Raw genomic sequence first — 24,594 nt, forward strand, 5'->3', positions numbered from 1 at the left:
ATATGTGAACGTTTTCTTATTATAATTTTTTTATAGTAAGTGAGCATAGAGGGTGATGAAATGGTATCTATTTATGATATTCAACAATTGCTAAAGAAATTTGGTACGATTATTTATACAGGTGATCGAATTGCGGATTTACAATTAATGCAAGATGAATTGCGTGAATTAAATCAATCACAGCTAATCGATCCACAAGACTATCAAACAGCTTTATTTTTATTGAAGCAAGAAATTCAAAAAGAGCTAAATAAGAATTAGATAAAGGTAGGTAAGCAACATGGAAGAGAAATGGTTAGTTGGTGTTGACCTTGGTGGTACAACGATTAAATTAGCATTTATTAATGTGTACGGTGAAATTTTACATAAGTGGGAAATCCCTACGAATACAAATGAGCAAGGAAAACATATTACGCTTGATGTAGCGAAAGCGATTGATAAAAAGTTAGAAGAGTTAGGTGAATTGAAAAGCAAGTTAATTGGTATTGGTATGGGAGCTCCTGGTCCTGTACATGTGGCATCTGGAATGATTTATGAAGCAGTTAATTTAGGGTGGAAAAACTATCCATTAAAAGATTTATTAGAAGTAGAAACAGGATTACCTGTTGTTATTGATAATGATGCAAACTTAGCGGCGCTTGGTGAAATGTGGAAAGGTGCTGGCGAAGGAGCAAAAGACTTAATTTGTATGACACTTGGAACTGGTGTTGGTGGTGGTGTTATCGCCAATGGTGAGATTGTACATGGTATAAGCGGTGCTGCTGGTGAGATTGGACATATTACTGTTGTTACAGAGAATGCTTTTCCATGTAATTGCGGGAAGTCGGGTTGCTTAGAAACAGTAGCGTCTGCAACAGGTATTGTGCGTGTTGCTATGCAAAAAATACAAGAGACAGATAAAGAAAGTGTTTTACGCTCTATGTTAGCAGAAGAAGGGCTTATTACATCAAAAGATGTGTTTGAAGCGCTTGGACAAGGTGACGAACTAGCAGGTGAAGTAGTGGAAAAAGTAGCTTCTTATTTAGGATTAGCTGTAGCGAACCTTGCTAGTACGTTGAACCCAGAGAAAATTGTAATTGGTGGTGGCGTATCTAAAGCTGGAGATGCACTATTAGAGCCAATTCAACGTTATTTCGAGCAATATGCTTTCTCACGTGCTGTAAAGAGCACAAAGTTAGCAATTGCAATCCTTGGTAATGATGCAGGTGTTATTGGAGGAGCGTGGCTTGTAAAAAAGCACAAATACGAGGCGAAGATGATATAAGTTGTGAATAATGGAAAGAGGAAGGGGCCCCCTTCCTCTTTTTATGCAAGATCTTGTTGGAGAATAAAAATGTAAATGGATTAAGCTGGTGGGTACCCATTATATAGAACAGTCATGATTGTAAACCATCCGAAAACAAGTACGGTTGCAATAGCGAAGCCGCCCGCGAATAAGTTTTTTTCGCGAAGTGTTCTAAGCGTAGCAAATACAGCTAACAGAGTGACTAGCGTAAAAATGATAACAAGGCCCATACAATATCCTCCTCTGTCTACTCAATCCTTAGGATGAGTTTTTAGAATATTTACTCTTTTATATTGTACATGTTTTAAAAATGATTGTCGAGATAACACGCCTTCTTTTCCTAAGAGAAAGAAATGTTGTATCATTAAAAGTAAATTAAATAACTGGAGGAGATTTTCATATGAAATGGATACAAATGCCTTTAGGCCCATTACAAACAAATGCTTATATTTTAACGAATGATCAAAATGAGTGTATTATTTTTGATCCTGGTCATGAAGGAGAGAAACTTGTCACATATTTACAGGAAGCGCAGTTAAAGCCACTTGCGGTTTTATTAACACATGCTCATTTTGATCATATTGGTGCTGTTGATGCCGTGAGAGACGCTTTTCGTATTCCGGTATACGTACATAAAGAAGAAGCGGATTGGTTAGGAGATGCAACTGTGAATGGCTCGCAAATTTTTATGATGAACCGCAGTATTACAGCGAAACCAGCAGATCATATTATCGATGCAGAGGGTACATTAACGATCGGTTCTTTTAGTTTTGAAATTTTTGAGACACCAGGACATTCTCCAGGAAGTATTTCTTATTACAGTAAAGAAGCGAATGCTGTATTTTCTGGTGATGTATTATTCCAAATGAGCATCGGAAGAACAGATTTGCCTGGCGGAAGCTTTGCTGAATTAATTGGAAGTATTGAAGAGAAGCTATTTGTATTACCAGATGAAACAGCAGTGCTATGTGGACACGGTCCAGAAACAAGTATTGGATTTGAAAAAGAAAATAATCCATTTTTACAATAAGGAGTCATTATGGGGATGGAGCTCATTTTAAGAGAATGGATGGGAAAAGAAAAGGATCATTCGATTTCATATAGTACGTATATGAACCTCGCATTATATGCAGAGGGACATGGGTATTATATGAGAGAACGTGAAAAGATTGGCAGACGGGGAGATTTTTTTACGAGTAGCAATGTATCCTCTGTATTTGCGAAGACTTTTGCTAAGTTTTTTATTCGGCTTGTTGAAAAGGGGGAAGTGTCTCCAAATATTTGTGAGATTGGTGGGGGAACAGGAAAGTTTGCCTATGATGTTTTACAAGAATGGAAACAATTATCTCCGGAAACCTTTATCAATTTAAACTATTCAATTATTGAAGTGAGCCCTTTTCATAGAAGATTGCAGCAGGAGAGGCTTTGCTCAGTTGATAATGTGTCCTATTATACATCTTATATTGAAATGGGAGAGTCTTTCGAAGGAATTATTTTTTCGAATGAATTATTTGATTCGTTTCCTGTTGAAATAGTTGAGAAAAGAAATGGAATTTTGTATGAAGTACGTATCACGTATACAGATGAGGGGAACCTTACAGAAATATTTAGACCGATAGAGAAAAGAATCGGTCGTTACTTATTGAAATATAACATTCATATTGCGGAGGGACAGCGCTTTGAAGTGCCTATTGCAATGGAAGAGTATATAGAAGAGATTGCGAAATGGTTTCAGAAAGGTATATGTATTACAGTTGATTATGGATATACAAAAGAAGAATGGATGCATCCTGCACATCAAGAAGGAAGTTTACGAGGATACTATCAGCATGAGCTAATACGGAATCCTCTAGAGCATCCAGGTGAAATGGATCTTACGACTCATATTCATTGGGATGAGTTGAAGGAGATTTTTAGCCTTCAAGGAATGGGTGCAGTATGGCATAAGAAGCAATCTGAATTTTTGTTAGCGGCAGGAATATTAGAACAGCTTACGAGTCATCAAGATACGAATCCATTTTCTGAAACTCAAAAACGAAATCGAGCAGTTCGTTCTATGATTTTGAACGGAGGCTTAGGAAGTGCCTTTGATGTTGTTATACATACGAAAGATATGAAGAATTTACATTTGAATCAATATTTAACAATATGAAAAAAAACAAGACACAGTATACTTCTGTGTCTTGTTTTTTAATACGACTTATGTAGTATTATATATTTCCTCTCATGATATATATTTATATTAAAGATATGAGATGAAAAATATAGAATACGTTCTTTTTCTCCGTCTATTAGTCCCTAACCTAATAATACGCGAACGAGTTGAATAATTGTTTCATTTTCTACTTTGTAGTAAATTTCTAATCCTTTTCTTTCACTAGAAACGATTTTAGCACTTTTTAACTTTGCTAAATGCTGTGAAATTGTAGATTGTGGCATGTTTAAGCCTGTGTACATTGTAGAAACATTGCTTGGGCCACGTTCAATTAATCCTTTTACAATACATAAGCGAACAGGATGAGCAAGCACTTTCAATAATTCTGCATTGCTTTCATATAGTTCTATTTCTTTTTGAAAGGTTTCTAACATGTTCTTTTCCACCTCCGTGTGAGCTGTTATACCATACTATACATACCAAAAAATTAAAGAAAAGAAAACAGTTGTTGCAGAAAAAAAGTCCTAAAGTAAAGAAACTGTAAGAAAAGAGACCCTGATGTAAATAAAATAGATAAATTTGCACAGTTTTGTAAAATGACATTTTTGGGTGAAAATTTTGATGCGTTTCAAAAATTGAAAGATATAGATATATTCGTAACACAATTTTATCATGATTTTCTTATTCTTTCAAATGAATATACAAAATTTTTAAAATAATATGACAAAGGAATTATAATGTTATATATAGAATATAAAACAGGTTAAAAGAAAAGAAGTTGATTATAATCAGCTTCTTTATAATGGTGATAATGAAATATTTGAGTGTAGCTGATAAATCTTAGAATGATCAAACCATTAGTCATTTATTCTAGAGTTAATCTTGTATCAATTTTAAAAATCTGTGATTCCATATATTCTCATAAAAATTAATTGTCTCTTTTGCGGACATAAATGGATTATTTAACGTAGAGGTTGTTTTCTGTACCATGAAGTTTTTGTATCCTAGTCCATGGGCAAATTTAATTGTAGCATCCATGCAGTATTCTGTTTGGGCACCACAAAATTCAATACGATGTACAGATAATTGATCTAAAATTTCTTTTAAGTTTGTTTTATAAAATGAATTTGCATGTGTTTTTCTTACAAAAAAATCTTGTTCTTGAACATCTAGATCGGTATGAATAGCCCAAAGTTCTTTTTCGGGTACTAAATCATCATCACAATGTTGAACAAAAATGATTGGTTTATTTGATTTTCTATATGAAGAAATTCTTTTATTTACTTTTGTAAGCAAGTTTTGTAAATCAAATAAATGCTCTCCGCTATAACATACCCCATTTTGTAAATCGATAACGATTAAAATATCTGCACAAGTATCCATTATTTTTACCCCTTTTTTATTTCTTAATATATCAATTAATCCATTACTTGGAAATAGATGATACACTTTTATTTTTTTAATGTACTACACAAAAAGAAAAAACATTAAAAGGAATATACTAGACAGCATAAAAAGAAGATATGATAACTTAATTTCATATCTTCTTTTTTCTCTATGCATTTACAGGTTCTTCTACGTAAGAAAGAGCATTTTCAAAATCGGATATTAGATCGTTAACATTTTCAAGACCGACTGATAAACGAAGCAATGAATTAGAAATGCCTCTTTCGTCACGTGCCTCCTGTGATAAAGCTGCATGGGACATTTTTGCTGGATAGGAAAGAATAGATTCAACAGCCCCTAGACTAACCGCAAAAACGGGTAGTTTAACTTTCGATAAAAATTGGCGGAGTGCATCTTCTGACTGTAAAGTAAAAGATAGGACAGCTCCGGCCGATGTTGCTTGAGATTGTTGAATATCATAGCCAAGATGTGATTGTAATCCAGGATAATAGACATTTTGGACTTTAGAGTGCTCTTGTAAATAATGTGCAATTTTATTGGCACCTGCAGCTGAATGTTCGAGACGTACATGCAATGTTTTAATACCGCGAAGCACGAGAGAACAGTCTTGAGGTCCTAAAATAGCGCCAAATGCATTTTGTAAAAATCCAAGTTTTTGAGCGAGTTCGGCATCTTTTACGACCGCTAATCCGGCAGTAACATCACTATGGCCAGCAATAAATTTTGTGGCACTATGAAGAACGACATCGGCGCCAAGATCAAGCGGCTTCTGGAATAATGGGGTCAAAAATGTATTATCAACAAATGTAAGAGCACCAATAGATTTTGCGAGTTTAGAAACCTCGCGAATATCTGTTACTTTTAAAAGTGGGTTAGATGGTGTTTCTACATAAAAGAGCTTCGTATTCGGTTTGATATTTTGTTTTATTGCTTCTAAATTGGTCATATCAACAAATGTATGTGAAACACCGTAACGAGAGAGAACTTCAGTTATAATCCGGTAAGTGCCTCCGTATACGTCTTCTGAAATGAGTACGTGATCGCCTTGTGAAAGAAGGAGAAAAGCAGTAGAAATCGCTGCAATGCCTGATGCAAAGGCGAACCCTTTTGTTCCGCCTTCTAATAAAGCAATGATATCTTCCAGAGCTTCACGAGTTGGATTTCCAGATCGGCTATAGTCGTATTTGCCAAAAGTATCTACATCAAACTGGTGAAATGTTGATGTGTTATAAATGGGAACGTTAACAGCTCCTGTTTGTGCATCGTGTTTATATTGGTTGTGTAGTAAGAGTGTATCTATAGAATAACTCATATTCTCACACCTTCTTTTACAAGTTTAATGGCTTGATTTAAGTCTTGAATTAAATCATTACTGTTTTCAATGCCGACGGAGAATCGAAGAAGACGATTACATACACCGTTTGCCGTTCTGATTTCTTCTGGAATATCAGCATGCGTTTGCGTTGCTGGATAAGTCATTAAACTCTCTACACCACCAAGACTTTCAGCAAATGTGATTAAGGATAAAGATTGTAAGAATGGATTAATCCATGTTTCATCTTGAAGACGAAACGAAATCATACCGCCTCTTCCTGGATAAAATACATCTGTCACACCGTCTTCATCATTTAAATAAGCAACAATTGCTTTCGCATTTTCTTCATGTTGTCTCATGCGAAGCGCTAAAGTTTTCATACCACGAATTAATAGCCATGAATCAAATGGGCTTAAGACAGCACCGGAGGCATTATGATAATGAGCGATTTCTTCACAAAGTTCCTTTCCTTTTGCAACGACAAGTCCGCTTAGTACATCGTTATGCCCACCTAAATATTTCGTTGCACTATGAAGTACGATGTCGGCACCTTCTGTTAATGGTTGCTGTATATAAGGAGTGTAGAATGTGTTATCTACAATAAGAAGTAGTCCGTGTCTTTTCGCTACACTTGTGACAGTGGCAATATCAGTAACTTGCATTAATGGATTAGTCGGAGTTTCTATGAAAATAGCCTTCGTTTCAGTTGTGATAGCTTGCTCAATTTGTTTAATAGATTGTGTATTTACGTATCTACATCGAACATTCCACTTTTTTTCATGTTCAGAAAATAATCGATACGTTCCTCCATATAAATCTTCAGATACAATAAGTTCATCCCCAGAACGGAATAACGAAAGGACAAGGAGAACAGCTGCCATTCCTGAACTGCAGGCATAACCTTGTTCGCCATATTCTAAGTCTGCGATTGCCTGTTCTAAAAGACCACGAGTTGGATTTCCAGTTCGTGAATAGTCAAAGCCGGTAGATTTACCAAGTCCTTCGTGACGATAAGCGGTTGAGAAATAAACGGGTGGATTAACAGTTCCTGTTGTAGTTTCGCTACGATTTCCGATTTGTGCTAGTTTTGTTTCGATAGTTGACATGTAAAAATTCCTCCTTTTTAAATTGAACGAGTAGTTGAATATAAAATAAAAAAAGCCTTCTAAGAAGAAGGCTTTCGGATTGAATAGAGTCTTCTTCTCATCTGTCAAATCTTTGACAATTTGCTGGAATTAGCACCTTATTAACAAATTGTTAATGGTTGCTGAGGCGTCATAGGGCCAGTCCCTCTACCTCTCTAGATAAGAATGTTCGTATGAAATTTTTATTATGTTTTTAACTTTACAACAAAAGTTAACTGAATTGCAACTTTATTTTAAATAATTTTTATTTTTCCGCAAGTGTCATTGACTTTTATTTTAGTGCGTGCTAAATTTATAAAAAATTAACAAACATTGTTAAAAGGGGAACGTATTTCCTTTTAGCTACATAAATAAAATAATAAAGACAAACTCTTATTGAGAGCGGTGGAGGGAAAGGCCCTGTGAAACCCGGCAACCTTCAAACTAAATGTTTGAAACGGTGCTAAAACCTGCAAAACGTGTGTTTTGCATAATAAGAGGAGGAACAATTATGTCCCCCTCTTCAAAGCGAAGAGGGGGTTTTTATATTGATAGAAATGAGGGAGATTCGTGAAATTACTAGATTTATTATCAAAAGGAATTGTAATAGGTGATGGTGCGGTTGGAACGTTATTACATTCGCATGGTTTACAAAGTAGTTTTGAAGAATTGAATTTGTCTGATCCAGACTTAATTATATCGATTCATAAACAATATGTAGCTGCTGGAGCGGATGTTATTCAAACGAATACGTATGGGGCAAATGAAGCGAAATTACGTATGTATGGATTAGAAAATCAAGTTGTCCAAATTAATAGAGCGGCAGTGAATATTGCGAAAGCATCAGTAACAGAGCGGAATGCAATTTTAGGGACAATTGGAGGTATGAAACATATTGGTGCTGTTACAACGACTGATATAGAGCGAGAATTTATGTTACTTGAGCAGGCAGGTGCTCTACTAGAAGAACAGGTTGATGGATTATTATTAGAAACTTTTTATGATGAATTTGAATTATTACATGCCGTTAAAGTATTGCGTAAACAAACGAATATTCCGATTGTTGCTCAGTTAGCGTTGCATGAGGCAGGTACGACTCAAAATGGGAATGATGTCAATGAAATATTAAAACAGCTTTTAGATTACGGTGCAAATGTTGTTGGATTGAACTGTCAACTAGGACCACTTCATATGACGGAAGCTTTTAAAATGATATCGATTCCTCAAGATGGCTACTTGTCAGCATATCCAAATGCAGGTCTCCCGAATTATGTGGAAGGGCGTTACGTATATGAGGGAAGTCCAGCGTATTTTGAAGAAATGACACCGAAATTTATTGAGCAAGGTATTCGGTTATTGGGTGGTTGTTGTGGTACAACACCAGAACATATTGAAAGTATGAAGCGTGCTATTGCAAATATTGCACCTGTAATAGTAAAGGAGACGGTTCCACGGCCTAAAGTGGTCCATACACAGGAGAAGCGTTCGAGAGCTCATGTCACTCTCGCAGAAAAGGCAAAGAAACAAACGACAGTTGTAGTGGAATTAGATCCACCGAAAACGTTAGACACGCAGCGGTTTTTTGAAGGGGCAAGAGCACTGAAAAGGGCTGGAGCGGATACTATTACTCTAGCAGATAATTCATTAGCATCTCCTCGCGTTTCGAATATGGCTATGGGTGCATTATTAACGAAGCATGATATTCCAGTATTGACGCACTTAACATGTAGAGACCATAACGTTATTGGACTACAGTCTCACTTGCTTGGATTATCAGCATTAGGTATGGAGGAAGTGCTAGCTTTAACTGGTGATCCAGCGCGCGTTGGTGATTTTCCAGGTGCAACTTCTGTATATGATTTGTCATCTATAGAGCTAATTAAAATGATTAAAGAGATGAACGACGGTCGCTCTATTTTAGGGAAATCAATTGGTCCAGCAACAAGGTTTTCTGTCGGAGGGGCATTCAATCCTCATGTAAGGCATTTAAAAGCAGCGGTAAAACGAATGGAACGAAAAATAGATGCTGGAGCAGAATATTTCTTAACTCAGCCGATTTATGATGTAGCTTTAATTAAAGAAGTATATGAAGCGACAAAGCATTTGGAACAACCAATCTTTATTGGAATTATGCCGTTAGTAAGTAAGCGGAATGCAGATTTTCTTCATTTTGAAGTGCCGGGTATTACTCTTCCAGAAGAGATAAGGCAAAGAATGGATGGACATGAAACGAAAGAGGCTGCTATCGAGGAAGGAATTCGTATTTCACAAGAGTTGATCGATGCGGCAATGAAATATTTTAACGGTATTTATCTTATTACGCCGTTTTTAAAATATGAAATTACAGAACATCTCGTGAAATATGTGAGAGAAAAGCAAGAAGTGAAAGAAGGTATTAATTGATGAAACGAATAGAAGAGAGATTACAACATGAAATTTTAATATTAGATGGTGCAATGGGAACGATGATCCAGCAAGAAGACTTAACAGCGGAAGATTTTGGAGGAGAAGAATATGAAGGTTGTAATGAATATTTAGTAAAAACAAGACCGGATGTTATTTTAAATATTCATAAAGTCTACATTGAAGCTGGTGCAGATATTATTGAAACGAATACGTTTGGTGCAACAAATATTGTATTAAGTGATTACGAATTGTCTCATTTAGATGAAGAGTTAAACGAAAGGGCAGCGCTTTTGGCGAAGCAAGCGGTTAAAGAAAGTGGGAAAGAAGTATATGTTGCGGGAGCGATGGGACCAACGACGAAAGCGATTAGTGTTACAGGCGGTGTGACTTTTGAAGAGTTAATCGAAGCCTATACAAGGCAAGCGAGAGGATTATTAAGAGGAGAAGTTGATGTATTGCTCGTTGAGACGAGTCAAGATATGCGTAATGTGAAAGCTGCTTACCTTGGAATTCAATCGGCGTTTGAAGAACTAAACAAAATAGTACCTATTATGATTTCCGGAACAATTGAACCGATGGGAACGACTTTAGCGGGTCAAACGATCGAAGCCTTTTATTTATCGGTAGAGCATATGAAGCCATTATCGGTTGGATTAAACTGTGCTACAGGTCCTGAATTTATGAGGGAACATATTCGTTCTCTATCTGATTTATCGGAGTGTTATATTTCTTGTTATCCAAATGCTGGTCTTCCTGATGAAGATGGGCATTATCACGAATCTCCGGCGTCACTTGCTGAAAAAGTAAAACGTTTTGCTGAAGAAGGATGGATTAATATTATTGGTGGTTGTTGTGGCACAACACCAGAACATATAAGTGCAATGAAATTGGCGCTTGCTTCGATTAATCCTCGTGAGCATCATAAACGGATTGGACATGGAATTAGTGGGCTAGAAGCGTTGCAATACGATGATTCTATGAGGCCCCTATTTGTTGGAGAAAGGACGAACGTAATTGGATCACGTAAGTTTAAAAGATTAGTAGCAGAAGGGAAATTTGAAGAGGCTGCTGAAGTGGCAAGAGCACAAGTGAAGAAAAATGCTCATATTATTGATATTTGTATGGCGGACCCAGATCGTGATGAAATAGAAGATATGGAAAGATTTTTGGCGGAAGTTACGAAAGTGTTAAAAGTACCGATTATGATTGATTCAACAGATGAAAATGTTATGGCGAAAGCTCTTACTTATATTCAAGGAAAAGGTGTTATCAATTCTATTAATTTAGAGGATGGAGAAGAACGTTTTGAAAAAGTGACACCCCTTCTTCGGAAATACGGTGCTGCGATAGTTGTAGGGACAATTGATGAAGATGGTATGGCAGTTAGTGCAGAAAGAAAGATAGAGATTGCTAAAAGAAGCTATGAATTACTAACGAATAAGTATGGTATACGCCCATCTGATATTATTTTTGATGCGCTTGTGTTTCCTGTAGGAACAGGTGATGAAGAATATATAGGTTCAGCAGCAGCGACCATAGAAGGAATTCGTCTTATTAAAGAAGCGTTACCAGAGTGTTTAACGATTCTAGGTGTGAGTAATATATCTTTTGGTTTACCACCAGCTGGACGTGAAGTATTAAACTCTGTCTTTTTATACCATGCAACGAAAGCAGGATTAGATTATGCGATTGTTAACACGGAAAAATTAGAACGCTATGCATCAATTCCAGAGGAAGAAAAACGTCTTGCAGATGCATTATTATTTGAAACGACGAAAGAGACATTAGAAGAATTTACAAACTTTTATCGTGTTGCTAAAAAGAAAGATGTTGTTGTACAAGAAACATTAACGCTTGATGAACGATTAGCAAACTATATTGTAGAAGGTACGAAGCAAGGATTACACGAAGATTTAAGTCTCGCACTTACAGAAGGAAGAAAACCGTTAGATATTATTAATGGCCCGCTTATGACAGGAATGGATGAGGTAGGGCGATTATTTAATGGTAATGAGCTTATAGTTGCTGAAGTATTGCAAAGTGCTGAAAGTATGAAAGCTGCCGTAAGTTATTTAGAGCCACATATGGAATCTAGTGATAGTGCGAAAAAGGGGAAAGTATTGTTAGCGACCGTAAAAGGTGACGTACATGATATTGGGAAAAATCTTGTTGAAATTATTTTATCAAATAACGGATATGAAATTATTAATTTAGGAATTAATGTTCGTTCGGATCGAATTGTTCAAGAAGTACAAGAAAAGAAACCTGATATTATTGGTCTTTCTGGTTTGTTAGTAAAATCAGCGCAACAAATGGTAACAACTGCTGAAGATTTAAAAGCGGCAAATATTGATATTCCAATTGTTGTAGGTGGTGCAGCGCTAACGAGGAAATTTACAGATAATCGTATTTCTCCAACTTATAAAGGGCTCGTATGTTATGCAAGTGATGCAATGACAGGTCTTGATATTATTAACAAATTACAAAAAGAAGAAGAACGTGAAAAGATGAAGCAAGATAAACAGGAACGCCATCTTCATATTGTGAAACAAGAGGAGAAAAAAATAGAAATTCCGGCAGTTATTGAGCCGTTGCCAAAAGCAACTGTTATGATACCAGATTCGACGAAACGAGTTGTATTACGGGATATTCCTACCCTTCATCTTGCACCGTTTTTAAATAGACAAATGTTAATTGGACACCATCTTGGATTAAAAGGAAACGTAAAAAAACTCCTGCAAGAAGGAGATGAAAGAGCGCACGAATTAAATGATTTAATAGATGAATTATTACAAGAAGGACAATCTTGGTTACGTCCGAAAGCAGTGTATCAATTTTTCCCAGCCCAAAGTGATGGACAAAATATAATTATATACGACCCGGAAGATCATACAAGTATTATAGAGCGATTTGAATTTCCGAGACAAGGGAAAGCGCCATACCGTACTTTAGGCGATTATATACGCCCTATTGGAGATGAGATGGATTATGTTGCTTTCTTATCTGTTACCGTTGGAGAAAGTGTCCGCGATGTTGCAGAGGAATGGAAGGTGAAGGGGGATTATTTACGCAGTCATGCAATTCAGTCGTTAGCACTTGAATTAGCAGAAGGACTTGCTGAAAAAACACATATGCTTATTCGTGACCGCTGGGGCATTCCAGATTCGCCTGAACTGACGATGGAGGAGCGTTTCCGTACAAAATATAGAGGAATACGTGTGTCATTTGGTTATCCAGCATGTCCAGAACTTGCTGACCAGGAAAAATTGTTTCGCTTAATTCATCCAGAGGAAATAGGTATTACATTAACAGAAGGATTTATGATGGAGCCAGAAGCGTCTGTAACGGCTATGGTATTTTCTCACCCTGAGGCAAGGTATTTTAGTGTACTATAGTGTAGAAGGGGGAGACGTATGAAAAAAATAGTCTTTACAGGTGGCGGTTCGGCCGGCCATGTAACACCTAATTTAGCAATTATTCCACATTTACAAAAACAGAACTGGGATATCTCTTATATTGGTTCTCATCAAGGGATTGAGAAAACGATTATAGAAAAAGAAGGAATCCCGTACTATAGTATTGCAAGCGGGAAGCTACGTCGTTATTTTGATTTGAAAAATATAAAAGATCCTTTTCTCGTGATGAAGGGTGTTATGGATGCGTACGTAACAATTCGTAAACTAAAACCGGATGTTATTTTTTCAAAAGGTGGTTTCGTATCTGTACCAGTCGTAATTGGAGGATGGTTAAATAGGGTGCCAGTTTTGTTACATGAATCAGATATGACACCTGGACTAGCAAATAAAATTGCGCTCCGTTTTGCCTCGAAAATATTTGTTACATTTGAAGAAGCTGCGAAGCATTTACCGAAAGAGAAAGTAGTATATACAGGATCACCAGTACGTGAAGAAGTACTAGGAGGAAATCTTGAAAAAGGTTTAAAGTTTCTAGGGTTTTCCCGTAAGAAATCAGTTATTACTGTTATGGGAGGAAGTTTAGGAGCAAAGAAAATTAATGAAACGGTTCGATCGGCACTTCCAGATCTTCTGAAAAATTATCAAATTGTGCATCTTTGCGGAAAAGGAAATCTTGATGAATCCTTACAAAATAAAGAAGGATATAGACAATTTGAATATGTACATGGAGAGTTGCCCGATATATTAGCAGCAACAGATTTTGTTATTTCACGTGCGGGATCCAACGCGATTTTTGAATTTTTAACAATACAAAAGCCGATGGTTTTAATTCCGTTATCGAAATTTGCAAGCCGTGGAGATCAAATTTTAAATGCTGAATCCTTTAAAAGACAAGGGTATGCATCGGTATTATATGAAGAGGATGTAACGGTGAACTCTCTTATAAAGCATATAGAAGAGCTATCTAATAATAATGAAACGTATAAAACAGCATTAAAAAAATATAATGGAAAAGAAGCGATTAAAACTATCATTCAACATATTTCAGAGACATGATTAAACAATCATGTCTTTTTTAGTAGGATGAAAGATTCCAAGAATTGATATTTTTATGTTACAATAACAAATGGTTAATAGGGCAATTCCAATTGATTAAGCGTGAAAATACGAATGGATTAGGAGTGACTGTGTTGGGGCTAAGTCTCTATGAAAATACTGCACTTATTATATGCTTTGTGTTGTACGTTGGTAGTGTTATTGTTTATATTTCACGGAAATTTTCACAAGAACGAGAGCTTGAAAAATCAGAAATAACAGCTGAACTAGAAATGTTAGCTGATGAAAGTTATAAAAAACAAAAAATAAAAGAAGATCATGAGGCACCCCATCATTGAAACGCAAATAAGTTCTAAAGATGGGGATTTTTTTTGGGAAAAATCCTATTAACGCTAAAACGGAGTTTCCCCATGTATATTTAAGGAGTGGGTATAAATGAAATTTTATATTGCTTCAGGATTTCAAAATAAGCATCTTGTACGTTTCATATCAAGCCAGTTGAAAGAAGTAGGATGGCATCATACATATGATTGGACGAAAAATGAAAGAGCAACTAATAGAGAACAATTGCAAAAAATTGGTGAGGAAGAACAAAAAGCGATCCGAGAAGCGGATGTCTTTTTACTTATATTAGATGGCGGAAATGGAAGTCATACAGAGTTTGGAATGGCGATTGCGCTAGAGAAAAAGGTATATATTTATCATGAAGGAAACCCACTGCAAACAACGTTTTATCATTTACCAGAGATAAATATTTTTGAAGGAGATGCAGCTGAGTTCGCATCTTATGTTATGAAGCATATGGAATAATAGTAATTACCTAAAAGGTTATAAAAGGGATCTTTTGGGCACAGTGATTATAAGTAAAGTATATAAAGGAGTTATACATATGAAATTAGAAAATGGTTGGGAAACGAATTTTTTAGAAGTTGTACAAAACAGTGAATTCAAGAAAGATGCAATTCTTAGTCAATTGCTTTTTGCGGATGGTGAAGAAGTAGAAGAGCTTGTTGATGATTACGGTTATGAAGAGATTATTGAACGCGAACATGATGATGAGTTAGCAGGAATTTTAGGAGAAGAACTTTTTAGTGAGATGGAGCGAAACGTATTCTTATCTTCACAGCCAGAAGAAAAACTTATTTCATTCGTAAATGGATTAGGTTTTCATGTGTTAGATTGGATCGTGCTTCTTGAAACAGAATTTGGCATTGATAGCGCAAATTTCACATCGGATGCGGTGAAAATGTTAGAAAAGCGTTTTAGACAGTTTCCATATATAGAAGAGAAGACAATTTTTGATATGAAGCTTGAAGAAACAATGGATGTATTAGAGTCTGTAACAGGTTTGCATTTAAAAGAAAAGATGGGTGTTTAAAAAAAAAGAACGTGATAGCTTCACGTTCTTTTTTTTACATAATAATAATTTTATCATCTAGCTTTGTTTGTCCAGTAAGAAGTGCATTTAAATACTCTACTTTTCGTATGCAAGCTTGTATATGTCTTTCAACCTCTTGTAACTCTGCTTGGTGATGCGTTTCAATTGGATGAATTTGTACGTTAAATTTTTCGAATTGACTACTATATGTTATTTCTGCATAGCCGCTCATAATATCGGTTTCGTTATGAAATAAAAATTGCTTCGTTTCTTCACAGAATGATACATCCTGAAAGCCATATACTTTTAATGCTTCAATTACTTTGTTAATCATTTTTGTATTCATTTTTTAACCCTCTTTACGAAGTTCTACTTTTATATTATAACATAAAAAATTACACGGAAAGCGCTTCCAAGTGTATTTTATTATAAACTTTACGTTTCAATCATAAAAATGAAACAAAGAAAAAATAATTGTAAAGAAGGAAGGACTCTTTTATTGTTTCGTCATATATATAGAGAAATAGTGCAATGAAAGGAAATTTTCCGAGGTGGAGATTGTATTTCCAATTTGAGCGCAGTAAAAGAGGTGAGAATCTTGAACTTTGATATTGTAGGACAAAAAGCATATATAAAAGATGGGCCGCATCGGAACAGAATTGGAACTGTAAAGAAAAATGAAAAACAATTAGAAACCAACTTTGCTATTGTAATTGGAGAACAAAGTATTGATGTAGAGCTAAAGGATATCGTGTTAGTTGGAGTAGACGTAGGACAATTTCATACATGGTGCGAGCAGAATGGTTATTTGTGAAAGGGACGGGCTGTGAGATAATGAAATATATTTGAGAAAAGAGAATATGTTATTGTATTCTCTTTTTCTATGCGTAAGGAGACGGAAATGAAGTATAAAGAACGAGATTTCACATTGAAATTGAAAGAGAAAATTCAATGTATGGAAAAGGAGATAGAGCGAATATCACTTAAACTTTTTAGAGAGTATGCGCATTTATATATTGAGACAAGTATGGAATTAGACATTGGATTCGAAAGAGAAAAAGAGGATCCCTTTGAAACGGGGTATTATTCATCAGTTTCTATGGCGATAGTAGATGAAGAAGGTGAGATGATTGACTTTTATAGCATTCCAATTTGGAAATGCGAAAATATCCTTTTAGGAATGCTAACTCAATCAAGAATTTGGGGGAGTAAGAAAGTAGGAGAACTTGTTGATGATTCTTATTAAGAGATTGAGGAGGAGTTAAAAGAGAAACTAGAAGAATGCCTGGAGTGATACTTTTCAAGATGAGATGTAAAAAAAGACGCTAACAGTTTTATGTTAGCGTCTTTTTCTTATTATGAAGCAATCTCACCAGTTTTTACATCATCTTGATTGTACGTATCATGATCTAATTCACCAAGCCATTTACTAGAAATAAGACCTGCTGTCATAGAACCACTTACGTTAAGAGCTGTACGACCCATATCGATTAATGGCTCAACTGAGATAACTAGAGCGACAATACCGATTGGTAAGTTCATTGTAGATAATACGATTAATGCTGCGAATGTTGCACCGCCACCAACGCCGGCAACACCGAATGAACTAATAGCAACGACAGCGATTAAAGTTAAAATGAATTGTGGTTGTAATGGATCGATTCCTACAGTTGGAGCGACCATCATAGCAAGCATTGCTGGATAAATACCTGCGCAACCGTTTTGACCGATAGATACCCCAAAGGATGCAGCGAAGTTAGCGATTCCTTCAGAAATACCAAGTTTTTCTTTTTGTGCTTCAATATTTAATGGCATTGCACCAGCACTAGATCGAGATGTGAATGCAAATGTTAATACCGGGAACACTTTTTTCAAATATTGAATTGGATTTAAACCAGATAGCGCGATTAATAATAAGTGAATGATAAACATTACGATAAGTGCTACGTAAGATGCTAAAACGAAGTTACCAAGTTTTAAAATAGCATTTATATCGCTACCAGCAACTGTTTTTGCCATAAGAGCTAATACGCCGTATGGAGTAAGACGTAAAATTAACGTTACCATACGCATTACGATTGCATATACCGCATCAAGCATCTTCTTAAATAGCTCTGCTTGTTCTGGATATTTTCGTTTTACACCTATAAAGGCAATACCGATAAATGCGGCAAATATTACAACAGAAATTGTTGATGTTGGACGAGCGCCTGTTAAATCAAGAAACGGATTTGTAGGCAACAGCTCTAACAATTTGTCTGGAATAGTTGTTTTTTCGATAGAAGTAAATCTTTCTTCAACTAGCTTCAGACGAGCAGATTCTGCATCACCTTGTTGTAAGCCTGTTGCTGATACATCAAATCCCGCGCTTGCAGCTATACCGACAGCTGCAGCAATTCCTGTAGTAAGAATTAGAATTCCGATAATAAGACCACTAATTTTACCAAGGTTTTTCGTTAATTGTAATTTTGTAAATGCTGAAATAATAGATACTAAAATAAGTGGCATAACGATCATTTGAAGTAATTTCACATAACCGTTACCAATTAAGCCAAACCAGGTATTTGATTCAATAATTACTTTAGAAGTAGGCTCATAAATAAATTGTAATATAAGACCGAATATAATTCCGACTCCTAAAGCAGTAAATACACGTTTATTAAAAGATACATGCTTACGTTGCATATAATATAATACGCCAACTAAAATGAGCATGACTGCAACGTTAATTCCGACAAGCAGTGTATTCATGTTGATTCCCCCTAATTCCAATCTGTTATATAGAATATAAGATAATAAAACCTATAAGTCAACTAGGAAATTACGGAATTAAAAAAAGATGGCAAAATGCCATCTTTTAATGTCCAGCCCCAGGGACAAGTAAAAATGTTGTGTACCATGTAAATCCGATGAAGAAAACGGTTAGATACGCCCCGAATACGTATATATACATACGCTCTGTTAATTTTAAATAACTTAAAAGTACGAAGAATCCTGTTTGTCCTAAAAATAGTAGTGCGGTCGAATGCATATCCCCTACGTAAAACATAACCGAGAAAATTCCAGTCCAAAAGCCGAGAACGCGAAACATGCGCTCCATGCCATCTCCCTCCTTTTCTAAAAAAGTAAAACCTCTTTTCATTATAGTTTATTTTTCTAACTATTGTAAATATTCATTCATATAAAAGGAAGAAGCCAATTATAATATTGACTTCTTCTTAATTGAAAAATTAAATTTGAACTTTATCCCGCTATTTGCGGGCAGTAAAACTCCCACCTCAAAATTCGGCCTGAACAAAGAGGTTAGGTGGGAGTCGGGCTGCCCGTAAACGCCCGATTGGTGAAGGCTAATAATCAGTAGGGGAAGAACAAACCCCCCACTGATTAAAGTTTCACTTTATAGTTACAAGATTTGCATCCATCTAGTAGACTATCGTTTCGTGTTAATTCCACGTTCGGGAATAGGATTTCAAAAATTCCCTTCATCATATCTCCGTGCATATTACAAATTTCAGTGGGATGATGCGCAGCAACTTCTTTAAATGGGCAATTGTGTACATCATAGAAAATCTTTGTACCATCCGTACTTATTTCAAAAGCAGGAGATAAACCAGCTGTTGAGAATGCTTCTTTTGCGATTTGCATTTTTTGTTCTATCGTTAATGCTTCTGCACTTACATTTAAGCGATGCATATGTTGTTGCATTAATTCTTTGCCGAATTGTTTCCCTGTTTCATATAGCGCTTTTTCACCAGCGCTACCTAAGCTTAGGAGTGAATTAAATGCTATCTTCGCTAATAATTGATAATCACGAAATGGAAATTGTAACTGGATGACATCTTGAGACAAGACGTATAGTCTGCTTGGTCTTCCACCTTTCCCAGTTTTTTTTGTTTCTGATTTGAGCATATTAACATCTTCTAATTTAGATAAATGTAAACGCGCCACGTTTGGATGAATGTTAAACTCATCTGCAATTTCTTGTACAGTTACGTAATTATGTTTTTGCGAAATATATTTATAAATATAATAACGAGTAGGATCAGATAATACACCTGTAATTTTTAAAGCTTGTTCCATGAGGATCTCCACCTTTATCACTTTATCCAAGATATTAACATTATAATACAGATAAACTTCTGTATAGGTAATTTCAGACAATAATTCGGAAATTGTTCATAATTTCACAAACATATTTTCCCTTTTCCTCTTAGTGAAAATAAAAAATTGCTAATTTTTGTTTTGCAGTTTTTCATGATATATACATGGTGAGGAGGGAAATTTGATGAATAGTGTCGAGCTTTTTGCAAATATGATTATGAAAGAAGCTTGTGGGGTGCAAGCATCGGACTTACATATTGTGCCCAGGCAGAAGGATATGGCGATTCAATTACGTATAGGAAAAGATTTAATTATGAAACGGTGTATTGAAAAGGAATTTGGAGAAAAGCTTGTTTCGCACTTTAAATTTTTAGCATCAATGGATATAGGAGAGAGGAGAAAACCTCAAAATGGTTCGTTGTACTTACAAATTGATGGACAAGAAGTGTATTTACGCCTTTCAACACTTCCAACAGTATATCAAGAAAGTCTCGTTATTCGCCTCCATTTACAAGCATCTGCTCAGCCATTGTCTCATCTTTCGTTATTTCCAAGTTCAGCGGAAAAATTACTCTCTTTTTTAAAGCATTCGCATGGATTACTCGTATTTACTGGGCCGACTGGTTCTGGAAAAACAACAACAATGTATGCGTTATTAGAAGTAGCTAGAAAATGGCAAACACGTCGCATCATTACACTGGAAGATCCAGTTGAGAGAAGAAAAGACGGTTTATTACAAATTCAAATAAATGAAAAAGCTGGTATCACATATAAAACGGGATTAAAGGCTATTTTGCGTCACGATCCAGATATTATTTTAGTTGGCGAAATTCGTGATGAAGAAACAGCAAAAGTAGCTGTAAGGGCCAGTTTGACGGGACATTTAGTAATGACAACCTTGCATACAAATGATGCGAAAGGAGCGATACTACGATTTATGGATTATGGTATTACAAGGCAAGAAATTGAACAATCATTATTAGCTGTAGCTGCTCAGCGACTCTTCGAATTGAAATGCCCATTTTGCAAAGGCAAGTGTTCAACTTTATGTAAATCAATGAGGCAAGTGAGACAGGCAAGTATTTATGAACTGTTATATGGATATGAATTAAAACAAGCGATTAAAGAAGCAAATGGAGAACATGTTACGTATAACTATGAAACTTTGGAAGCATCGGTTCGAAAAGGGTATGCTTTAGGCTTTTTAGAAGAAGATGTATATGTTTAAGAGAAAATGGAGTTTAAGTGATCAAGCATTATTATGGAAAAGATTAAGTGATTTATTAGAGAAAGGTTACTCACTTTTGCAGGCGTTAGAATTTTTGCAGTTGCAACTACCATTAGGGAAGAAATTACAGTTATGGCGTATGATCGAGGGATTGAAAAATGGACAAAGTTTGCACGCTTCTTTTCACCAATTAATGTTTCACCCTGAGGTGTTAAGTTATTTGTTTTATGCAGAGCGACACGGTGACATTTCTTTTGCTTTGCAACAAGGGAGTGTACTTCTTTACAAGAAGGATAAATATAGGAAAGATATGATGAAAGTAATGCGATATCCTATGTTTTTATCGTTCTTTTTAATGATTATGCTTTCTGTTTTTAACCTCATTTTATTGCCTCAGTTTGAAATGATGTATAGTTCTTTACATTCCACAGCACCACCACTTACGGAGCAAATTTTAGTTGCAATTAAATTATTACCTTACTTCATTTATATCATTTTTCTTATCGTTATAACGGGCTTTAGTTTATATATATTTTATTTCCGAAAACTTCCGCCTACTCAAAAGGTAAAGATCATGATCCGTATTCCCCTTATGAAAACATTTCTTATTTTAAATCATTCGCACTATTTTTCCGCTCAATTAAGTGGTTTATTACACGGTGGATTGTCAGTACACGAAGCATTAACAATAATGATGAAGCAAAAGTATCATCCGTTCTTTCAGTATGAAGCAGTCCGAATTGAGCGGCAATTAATTGCAGGAGAACCGTTACAATCTATTATTGATAAAAGCGGTTATTACGAGAAAGAACTTTCTTATATCATTACGCATGGACAAGCAAACGGTAATTTAGCAAATGAGCTTGGTGATTACAGTGAGCTCATTATTGAAAAGGTAGAACAAAAAATTAAACGTATGTTATTTGTGATTCAACCTATTTTATTTACATGTCTTGGGGTTATAGTCATTCTGATGTATTTAGCGATGATTATGCCGATGTTTCAAATGATGAATTCTATTTAGGGGGCATTTACATGCAGAATGAAGAAGGTTTTACTCTTTTAGAAATGTTGTTAGTTATGGTTGTCATAACTGTATTATTACTATTAATTATTCCAAATGTAGTTAAGCAGCGAGCCTCGGTGCAGGAAAAAGGGTGTGAAGCCTACGTGAAATCTGTAGAAGCACAAATACAGGCATATCAACTCGAAAATAATAAAATACCTACAATCGAGGAATTAAAAACTAAAAAATATATTGCTGTTGATGAATGTCCGAAAGGTAAACCAATCCATATTTCTGATGATGGCACGGTATCAGCAGGGAAATCGTGAAGCAAAAAGGTTTTACTCTTTTAGAAATGTTACTTGTCTTATTTGTTATTTCTGTACTGAGTGTTGTTACGCATTTTAACGTTACTTCATTACATGAAAAACAAAGAGTTGAGCAGTTTTTAAAACAGTTTTCAAATGATATTTTGTATATGCAGCAGTTGGCAATTAAGCGTCAAAAACATTACACGTTACGCTGGTTTAAAGGGAAACAGATGTATTATATTTCGGAATCAGAGACGGATTTTTTAATTGTTAAGAGAGAATACAATAAAGATATCCAATTTGATTTGCATACCTTTCCAAATCCAATGACATATAATCCGAGCGGAAATATTAATAGAGGTGGTACGATTTTACTTTCCTATCAAGGGTATAAATATGAGATTGTATTTCAGCTTGGAAGGGGGAGGTTTACGTATCGTGAAGTGTCAAAAAGGATCAGTAATGGTTGAAATGGTTGTAGCGTTAAGTTTAATAATGGTGGCGGTATCGTTATTACTCCCGCAAACATTATTAATTATGCAGGAAAGAAAAAATATAAACATGAGCTATAAAGCATTACTATTATTAAAAAAAGAAGCGGCCGTATTTATGTATGAGAATGAGGAAAAGCGAGTAAAAGAGCAAGTCATAAAAGGAATTGTATATTACACATATTGGAGAGGAGATGAAGTTTGTACGATGTGGAAAGATATGAGAGGAAAAATGATGGAGCAATGCCTTTATGCAAAGGAAAAATAAAAAAGAAGCGGGATTTACATTAATAGAAATGATTGCATGTTTGTTGCTTTTATCAATGTTCTTTTTACTTTTACCGCGTCTTCATATTATGGGGATAGAAAATACACGTTCAAAAGGATTAAATGACTGGGAGTGGGATGTGTTTTTAGGACAAATGCAATTAGAGTTTCGTGAAGTATCAAGTGGGAGGAAGATAGCACTAGAAAATGGTGGGAATATTTTGCGCTTCCAACTTCGCAATGGTGATCAGGTGACGTATGAAAAAGTGAATAGTAATTTAATAAGAAAAGTAAATATGCGCGGAAGGGAATTTATATTACAAAGGATTGAGGCGATTTCGTATAAATTAACACCTCATTTGCTATATATATATGTGAAAGATATAAGTGGTGAAATATATGAAGGCGTGGCTGGGCGCTATAGTGAAATTGAGATAGAAACATGAGAAAACAAGATGGATTTGCAATGCCAGGAACAATTATTTTTCTTATTTTATTCATTTCTTTTTTGATGTACGAAACGAATATGTTACTTTCGGATAAAAAATTTTATTCTGAAATAGAACAAAGTTTTTTCATGGAGGAACTTATTGATCGAGCTATTTCAGATATCAAAAGAGACTTACAACAAAAAGAAAAAGAGGATGTTTTTTATTTCAGTATGAAAGAGGAGAAGTGAGTGGAAAGTATGTCTTTGAAAATGATGGTATTAGTATTTCGTTGCAATGTGTTACAAAACAGAGAGGTTTCTATACAGTGAGCTTTCGCTATAGGAAAAGGGATAATAAAATATTTGATTGGGTAGAAGGATAATGTGTGAAATACGCGAGGGAGAAGCGTTAATTTCCATTGTGTTGAGAGTCAATTTCTTTGAGAAAAGGGATAAAAACGACGATCAAAAGTTTAAATTTTCTCAAAAAAGAGAAAGGTAGAAAGAATATGATATATTCATGCTATCCAATCATTTTTTTCTAGGGAGATAAGGAAATGACAAACAACAATCAAATAGGTGAAAATAAGGAACAAACTATTTTTGATCATAAAGGAAATACGATTATGACAGAGGATAGGGAAATACAAATTATTTCAAAATTCGAAGAACCTCTTATTGTCGTATTAGCAAATGTATTAAGTGATGAAGAATGTGATGAATTAATTGAATTGTCTAAAAGTAAAATGAAGCGTTCTAAAATTGGTTCATCACGTAATGTAAATGATATTCGAACGAGTAGCGGTGCATTTTTAGAAGAAAATGAACTAACTTCGAAGATTGAAAAACGAATTTCATCTATCACAAATGTTCCTGTGGCGCATGGAGAAGGATTGCACATTTTAAATTATGAAGTGGATCAAGAATATAAGGCGCACTATGATTATTTTGCAGAACATAGTAGATCAGCTGGTAATAATCGTATAAGTACTCTTGTGATGTACTTAAATGATGTAGAAGAAGGCGGGGAAACATTCTTTCCGAAATTAAATCTTTCTGTACACCCTAGAAAGGGAATGGCAGTATACTTTGAGTATTTTTATCAGGATCAATCATTAAATGAGCTTACTTTACATGGAGGGGCACCTGTTACGAAAGGCGAGAAATGGGTTGCGACGCAGTGGGTGAGAAGAGGTACTTACAGGTAAAAGTGAGCCA

General features: G+C 35.3%; 28 protein-coding genes, 1 pseudogene and 2 riboswitches. Of the genes and pseudogenes, 20 read left to right on the top strand and 9 right to left on the bottom strand.

Features of this window, described 5'->3' with window-relative positions; genetic code table 11:
* Positions 1–60 precede the first annotated feature (60 nt).
* Together QCI75_RS05920 and glcK are read left to right on the top strand one after the other, a co-directional pair.
* Positions 61–261: a YqgQ family protein gene (locus QCI75_RS05920; RefSeq protein WP_000253699.1), complete on the top strand. Its 201-nt coding sequence runs from the start codon at positions 61–63 to the stop codon at positions 259–261.
* A 19-nt stretch (positions 262–280) separates the two neighbouring features.
* Complete coding sequence (glcK, locus tag QCI75_RS05925) at positions 281–1,264, top strand: glucokinase (RefSeq protein ID WP_002145726.1); 984 nt, start codon at positions 281–283, stop codon at positions 1,262–1,264.
* Positions 1,265–1,344: 80 nt separating this feature from the next.
* On the opposite strand, the gene QCI75_RS05930 is transcribed toward glcK, so the two are convergent.
* On the bottom strand, positions 1,345–1,515 hold the full coding sequence (locus QCI75_RS05930) for a DUF2759 domain-containing protein (RefSeq protein WP_002034036.1): 171 nt from the start codon (positions 1,513–1,515) through the stop codon (positions 1,345–1,347).
* A 170-nt stretch (positions 1,516–1,685) separates the two neighbouring features.
* On the opposite strand from QCI75_RS05930, the gene QCI75_RS05935 reads away from it, so the two are divergent.
* On the top strand, positions 1,686–2,315 hold the full coding sequence (locus tag QCI75_RS05935; RefSeq protein ID WP_144504870.1) for an MBL fold metallo-hydrolase: 630 nt from the start codon (positions 1,686–1,688) through the stop codon (positions 2,313–2,315).
* Positions 2,316–2,324: 9 nt separating this feature from the next.
* Complete coding sequence (locus tag QCI75_RS05940; protein WP_144504872.1) at positions 2,325–3,437, top strand: class I SAM-dependent methyltransferase; 1,113 nt, start codon at positions 2,325–2,327, stop codon at positions 3,435–3,437.
* A gap of 146 nt (positions 3,438–3,583) precedes the next feature.
* Here the strand turns inward: QCI75_RS05940 and QCI75_RS05945 are convergent, their stop codons facing one another.
* The 4 genes from QCI75_RS05945 to metI form a co-directional block, all read right to left on the bottom strand.
* Complete coding sequence (locus tag QCI75_RS05945; protein WP_000894375.1) at positions 3,584–3,874, bottom strand: ArsR/SmtB family transcription factor; 291 nt, start codon at positions 3,872–3,874, stop codon at positions 3,584–3,586.
* A 442-nt stretch (positions 3,875–4,316) separates the two neighbouring features.
* Positions 4,317–4,823 carry a cysteine hydrolase family protein gene (locus QCI75_RS05950; RefSeq protein WP_144507420.1) on the bottom strand — a complete coding sequence of 169 codons (507 nt, stop codon included), beginning with the start codon at positions 4,821–4,823 and terminating at the stop codon, positions 4,317–4,319.
* Between the two features lie 172 nt (positions 4,824–4,995).
* A complete protein-coding gene (metC, locus tag QCI75_RS05955; protein WP_353760066.1) occupies positions 4,996–6,159 on the bottom strand; it encodes a cystathionine beta-lyase in 1,164 nt (387 codons plus the stop codon).
* Entirely contained in the window at positions 6,156–7,268 is a 1,113-nt protein-coding gene (metI, locus tag QCI75_RS05960) for a cystathionine gamma-synthase/O-acetylhomoserine thiolyase (protein WP_353760067.1), read from the bottom strand. Before metI ends, metC begins: the two co-directional genes overlap by 4 nt.
* Before the next feature lie 94 nt (positions 7,269–7,362).
* A riboswitch (SAM riboswitch) is annotated at positions 7,363–7,473 on the bottom strand.
* Between the two features lie 203 nt (positions 7,474–7,676).
* Positions 7,677–7,786, top strand: a riboswitch (SAM riboswitch).
* A gap of 70 nt (positions 7,787–7,856) precedes the next feature.
* On the opposite strand from metI, the gene QCI75_RS05965 reads away from it, so the two are divergent.
* The 6 genes from QCI75_RS05965 (at position 7,857) to QCI75_RS05990 (ending at position 15,542) form a co-directional block, all read left to right on the top strand.
* Positions 7,857–9,689, top strand: a complete 1,833-nt coding sequence (locus tag QCI75_RS05965; protein ID WP_353760068.1) for a bifunctional homocysteine S-methyltransferase/methylenetetrahydrofolate reductase — start codon at positions 7,857–7,859, stop codon at positions 9,687–9,689.
* Positions 9,689–13,087, top strand: a complete 3,399-nt coding sequence (metH, locus tag QCI75_RS05970) for a methionine synthase (protein ID WP_353760069.1) — start codon at positions 9,689–9,691, stop codon at positions 13,085–13,087. Before QCI75_RS05965 ends, metH begins: the two co-directional genes overlap by 1 nt.
* An 18-nt stretch (positions 13,088–13,105) precedes the next feature.
* Positions 13,106–14,164, top strand: a complete 1,059-nt coding sequence (locus QCI75_RS05975) for an undecaprenyldiphospho-muramoylpentapeptide beta-N-acetylglucosaminyltransferase (RefSeq protein ID WP_144507430.1) — start codon at positions 13,106–13,108, stop codon at positions 14,162–14,164.
* A gap of 95 nt (positions 14,165–14,259) precedes the next feature.
* Entirely contained in the window at positions 14,260–14,502 is a 243-nt protein-coding gene (locus tag QCI75_RS05980) for a DUF3966 domain-containing protein (RefSeq protein WP_186320949.1), read from the top strand.
* A gap of 97 nt (positions 14,503–14,599) precedes the next feature.
* A complete protein-coding gene (locus QCI75_RS05985; RefSeq protein ID WP_144507434.1) occupies positions 14,600–14,974 on the top strand; it encodes a nucleoside 2-deoxyribosyltransferase in 375 nt (124 codons plus the stop codon).
* A gap of 79 nt (positions 14,975–15,053) precedes the next feature.
* Complete coding sequence (locus tag QCI75_RS05990; protein ID WP_144507436.1) at positions 15,054–15,542, top strand: hypothetical protein; 489 nt, start codon at positions 15,054–15,056, stop codon at positions 15,540–15,542.
* Between the two features lie 34 nt (positions 15,543–15,576).
* Here QCI75_RS05990 and QCI75_RS05995 read toward each other — a convergent pair whose 3' ends face one another.
* On the bottom strand, positions 15,577–15,888 hold the full coding sequence (locus tag QCI75_RS05995; protein WP_098777139.1) for a hypothetical protein: 312 nt from the start codon (positions 15,886–15,888) through the stop codon (positions 15,577–15,579).
* A gap of 252 nt (positions 15,889–16,140) precedes the next feature.
* Between QCI75_RS05995 and QCI75_RS06000 the strand changes: the two genes are divergently transcribed.
* Both QCI75_RS06000 and QCI75_RS06005 read left to right on the top strand, forming a co-directional pair.
* The gene (locus tag QCI75_RS06000) at positions 16,141–16,356 is read left to right on the top strand and encodes a DUF3912 family protein (protein WP_144507438.1); all 216 of its coding nucleotides are present in this window, start codon (positions 16,141–16,143) and stop codon (positions 16,354–16,356) included.
* 87 nt (positions 16,357–16,443) lie between these two features.
* Positions 16,444–16,788, top strand: coding sequence for a hypothetical protein (locus QCI75_RS06005; protein WP_144507440.1), 345 nt, complete (start codon positions 16,444–16,446; stop codon positions 16,786–16,788).
* A gap of 110 nt (positions 16,789–16,898) precedes the next feature.
* Here QCI75_RS06005 and QCI75_RS06010 read toward each other — a convergent pair whose 3' ends face one another.
* The 3 genes from QCI75_RS06010 to QCI75_RS06020 form a co-directional block, all read right to left on the bottom strand.
* Positions 16,899–18,293: an L-cystine transporter gene (locus QCI75_RS06010; RefSeq protein ID WP_001094337.1), complete on the bottom strand. Its 1,395-nt coding sequence runs from the start codon at positions 18,291–18,293 to the stop codon at positions 16,899–16,901.
* A 106-nt stretch (positions 18,294–18,399) separates the two neighbouring features.
* Positions 18,400–18,642 (bottom strand): DUF2626 domain-containing protein, encoded by a 243-nt coding sequence (locus QCI75_RS06015; protein WP_002015110.1) that lies wholly within the window; start codon positions 18,640–18,642, stop codon positions 18,400–18,402.
* Positions 18,643–18,926: 284 nt separating this feature from the next.
* Positions 18,927–19,622: a helix-turn-helix transcriptional regulator gene (locus QCI75_RS06020; RefSeq protein WP_353760070.1), complete on the bottom strand. Its 696-nt coding sequence runs from the start codon at positions 19,620–19,622 to the stop codon at positions 18,927–18,929.
* Between the two features lie 205 nt (positions 19,623–19,827).
* Here QCI75_RS06020 and comGA point away from each other — a divergent pair, with 205 nt between their 5' ends.
* From comGA to QCI75_RS06060, 8 genes and pseudogenes are all read left to right on the top strand, one after another.
* Complete coding sequence (comGA, locus tag QCI75_RS06025) at positions 19,828–20,871, top strand: competence type IV pilus ATPase ComGA (RefSeq protein WP_353760071.1); 1,044 nt, start codon at positions 19,828–19,830, stop codon at positions 20,869–20,871.
* Positions 20,858–21,895 (top strand): competence type IV pilus assembly protein ComGB, encoded by a 1,038-nt coding sequence (gene comGB, locus QCI75_RS06030; RefSeq protein WP_353760072.1) that lies wholly within the window; start codon positions 20,858–20,860, stop codon positions 21,893–21,895. The genes comGA and comGB overlap by 14 nt, the downstream gene beginning before the upstream one ends.
* Before the next feature lie 11 nt (positions 21,896–21,906).
* Positions 21,907–22,206, top strand: a complete 300-nt coding sequence (comGC, locus tag QCI75_RS06035; protein ID WP_144504876.1) for a competence type IV pilus major pilin ComGC — start codon at positions 21,907–21,909, stop codon at positions 22,204–22,206.
* On the top strand, positions 22,203–22,658 hold the full coding sequence (comGD, locus tag QCI75_RS06040) for a competence type IV pilus minor pilin ComGD (RefSeq protein WP_144504878.1): 456 nt from the start codon (positions 22,203–22,205) through the stop codon (positions 22,656–22,658). Before comGC ends, comGD begins: the two co-directional genes overlap by 4 nt.
* Entirely contained in the window at positions 22,651–22,947 is a 297-nt protein-coding gene (locus QCI75_RS06045; RefSeq protein WP_144504951.1) for a type II secretion system protein, read from the top strand. The genes comGD and QCI75_RS06045 overlap by 8 nt, the downstream gene beginning before the upstream one ends.
* A complete protein-coding gene (comGF, locus tag QCI75_RS06050; RefSeq protein ID WP_144504880.1) occupies positions 22,931–23,392 on the top strand; it encodes a competence type IV pilus minor pilin ComGF in 462 nt (153 codons plus the stop codon). The genes QCI75_RS06045 and comGF overlap by 17 nt, the downstream gene beginning before the upstream one ends.
* Positions 23,389–23,759, top strand: a pseudogene (gene comGG / locus QCI75_RS06055) (competence type IV pilus minor pilin ComGG). The gene comGF and the pseudogene comGG overlap by 4 nt, the downstream one beginning before the upstream one ends.
* Before the next feature lie 174 nt (positions 23,760–23,933).
* The gene (locus tag QCI75_RS06060) at positions 23,934–24,584 is read left to right on the top strand and encodes a 2OG-Fe(II) oxygenase (RefSeq protein WP_353760073.1); all 651 of its coding nucleotides are present in this window, start codon (positions 23,934–23,936) and stop codon (positions 24,582–24,584) included.
* Positions 24,585–24,594 lie beyond the last annotated feature (10 nt).

The sequence above is a fragment of the Bacillus cereus group sp. RP43 genome, from assembly GCF_040459645.1.
GTDB classification, from domain to species: domain Bacteria; phylum Bacillota; class Bacilli; order Bacillales; family Bacillaceae_G; genus Bacillus_A; species Bacillus_A mycoides_C.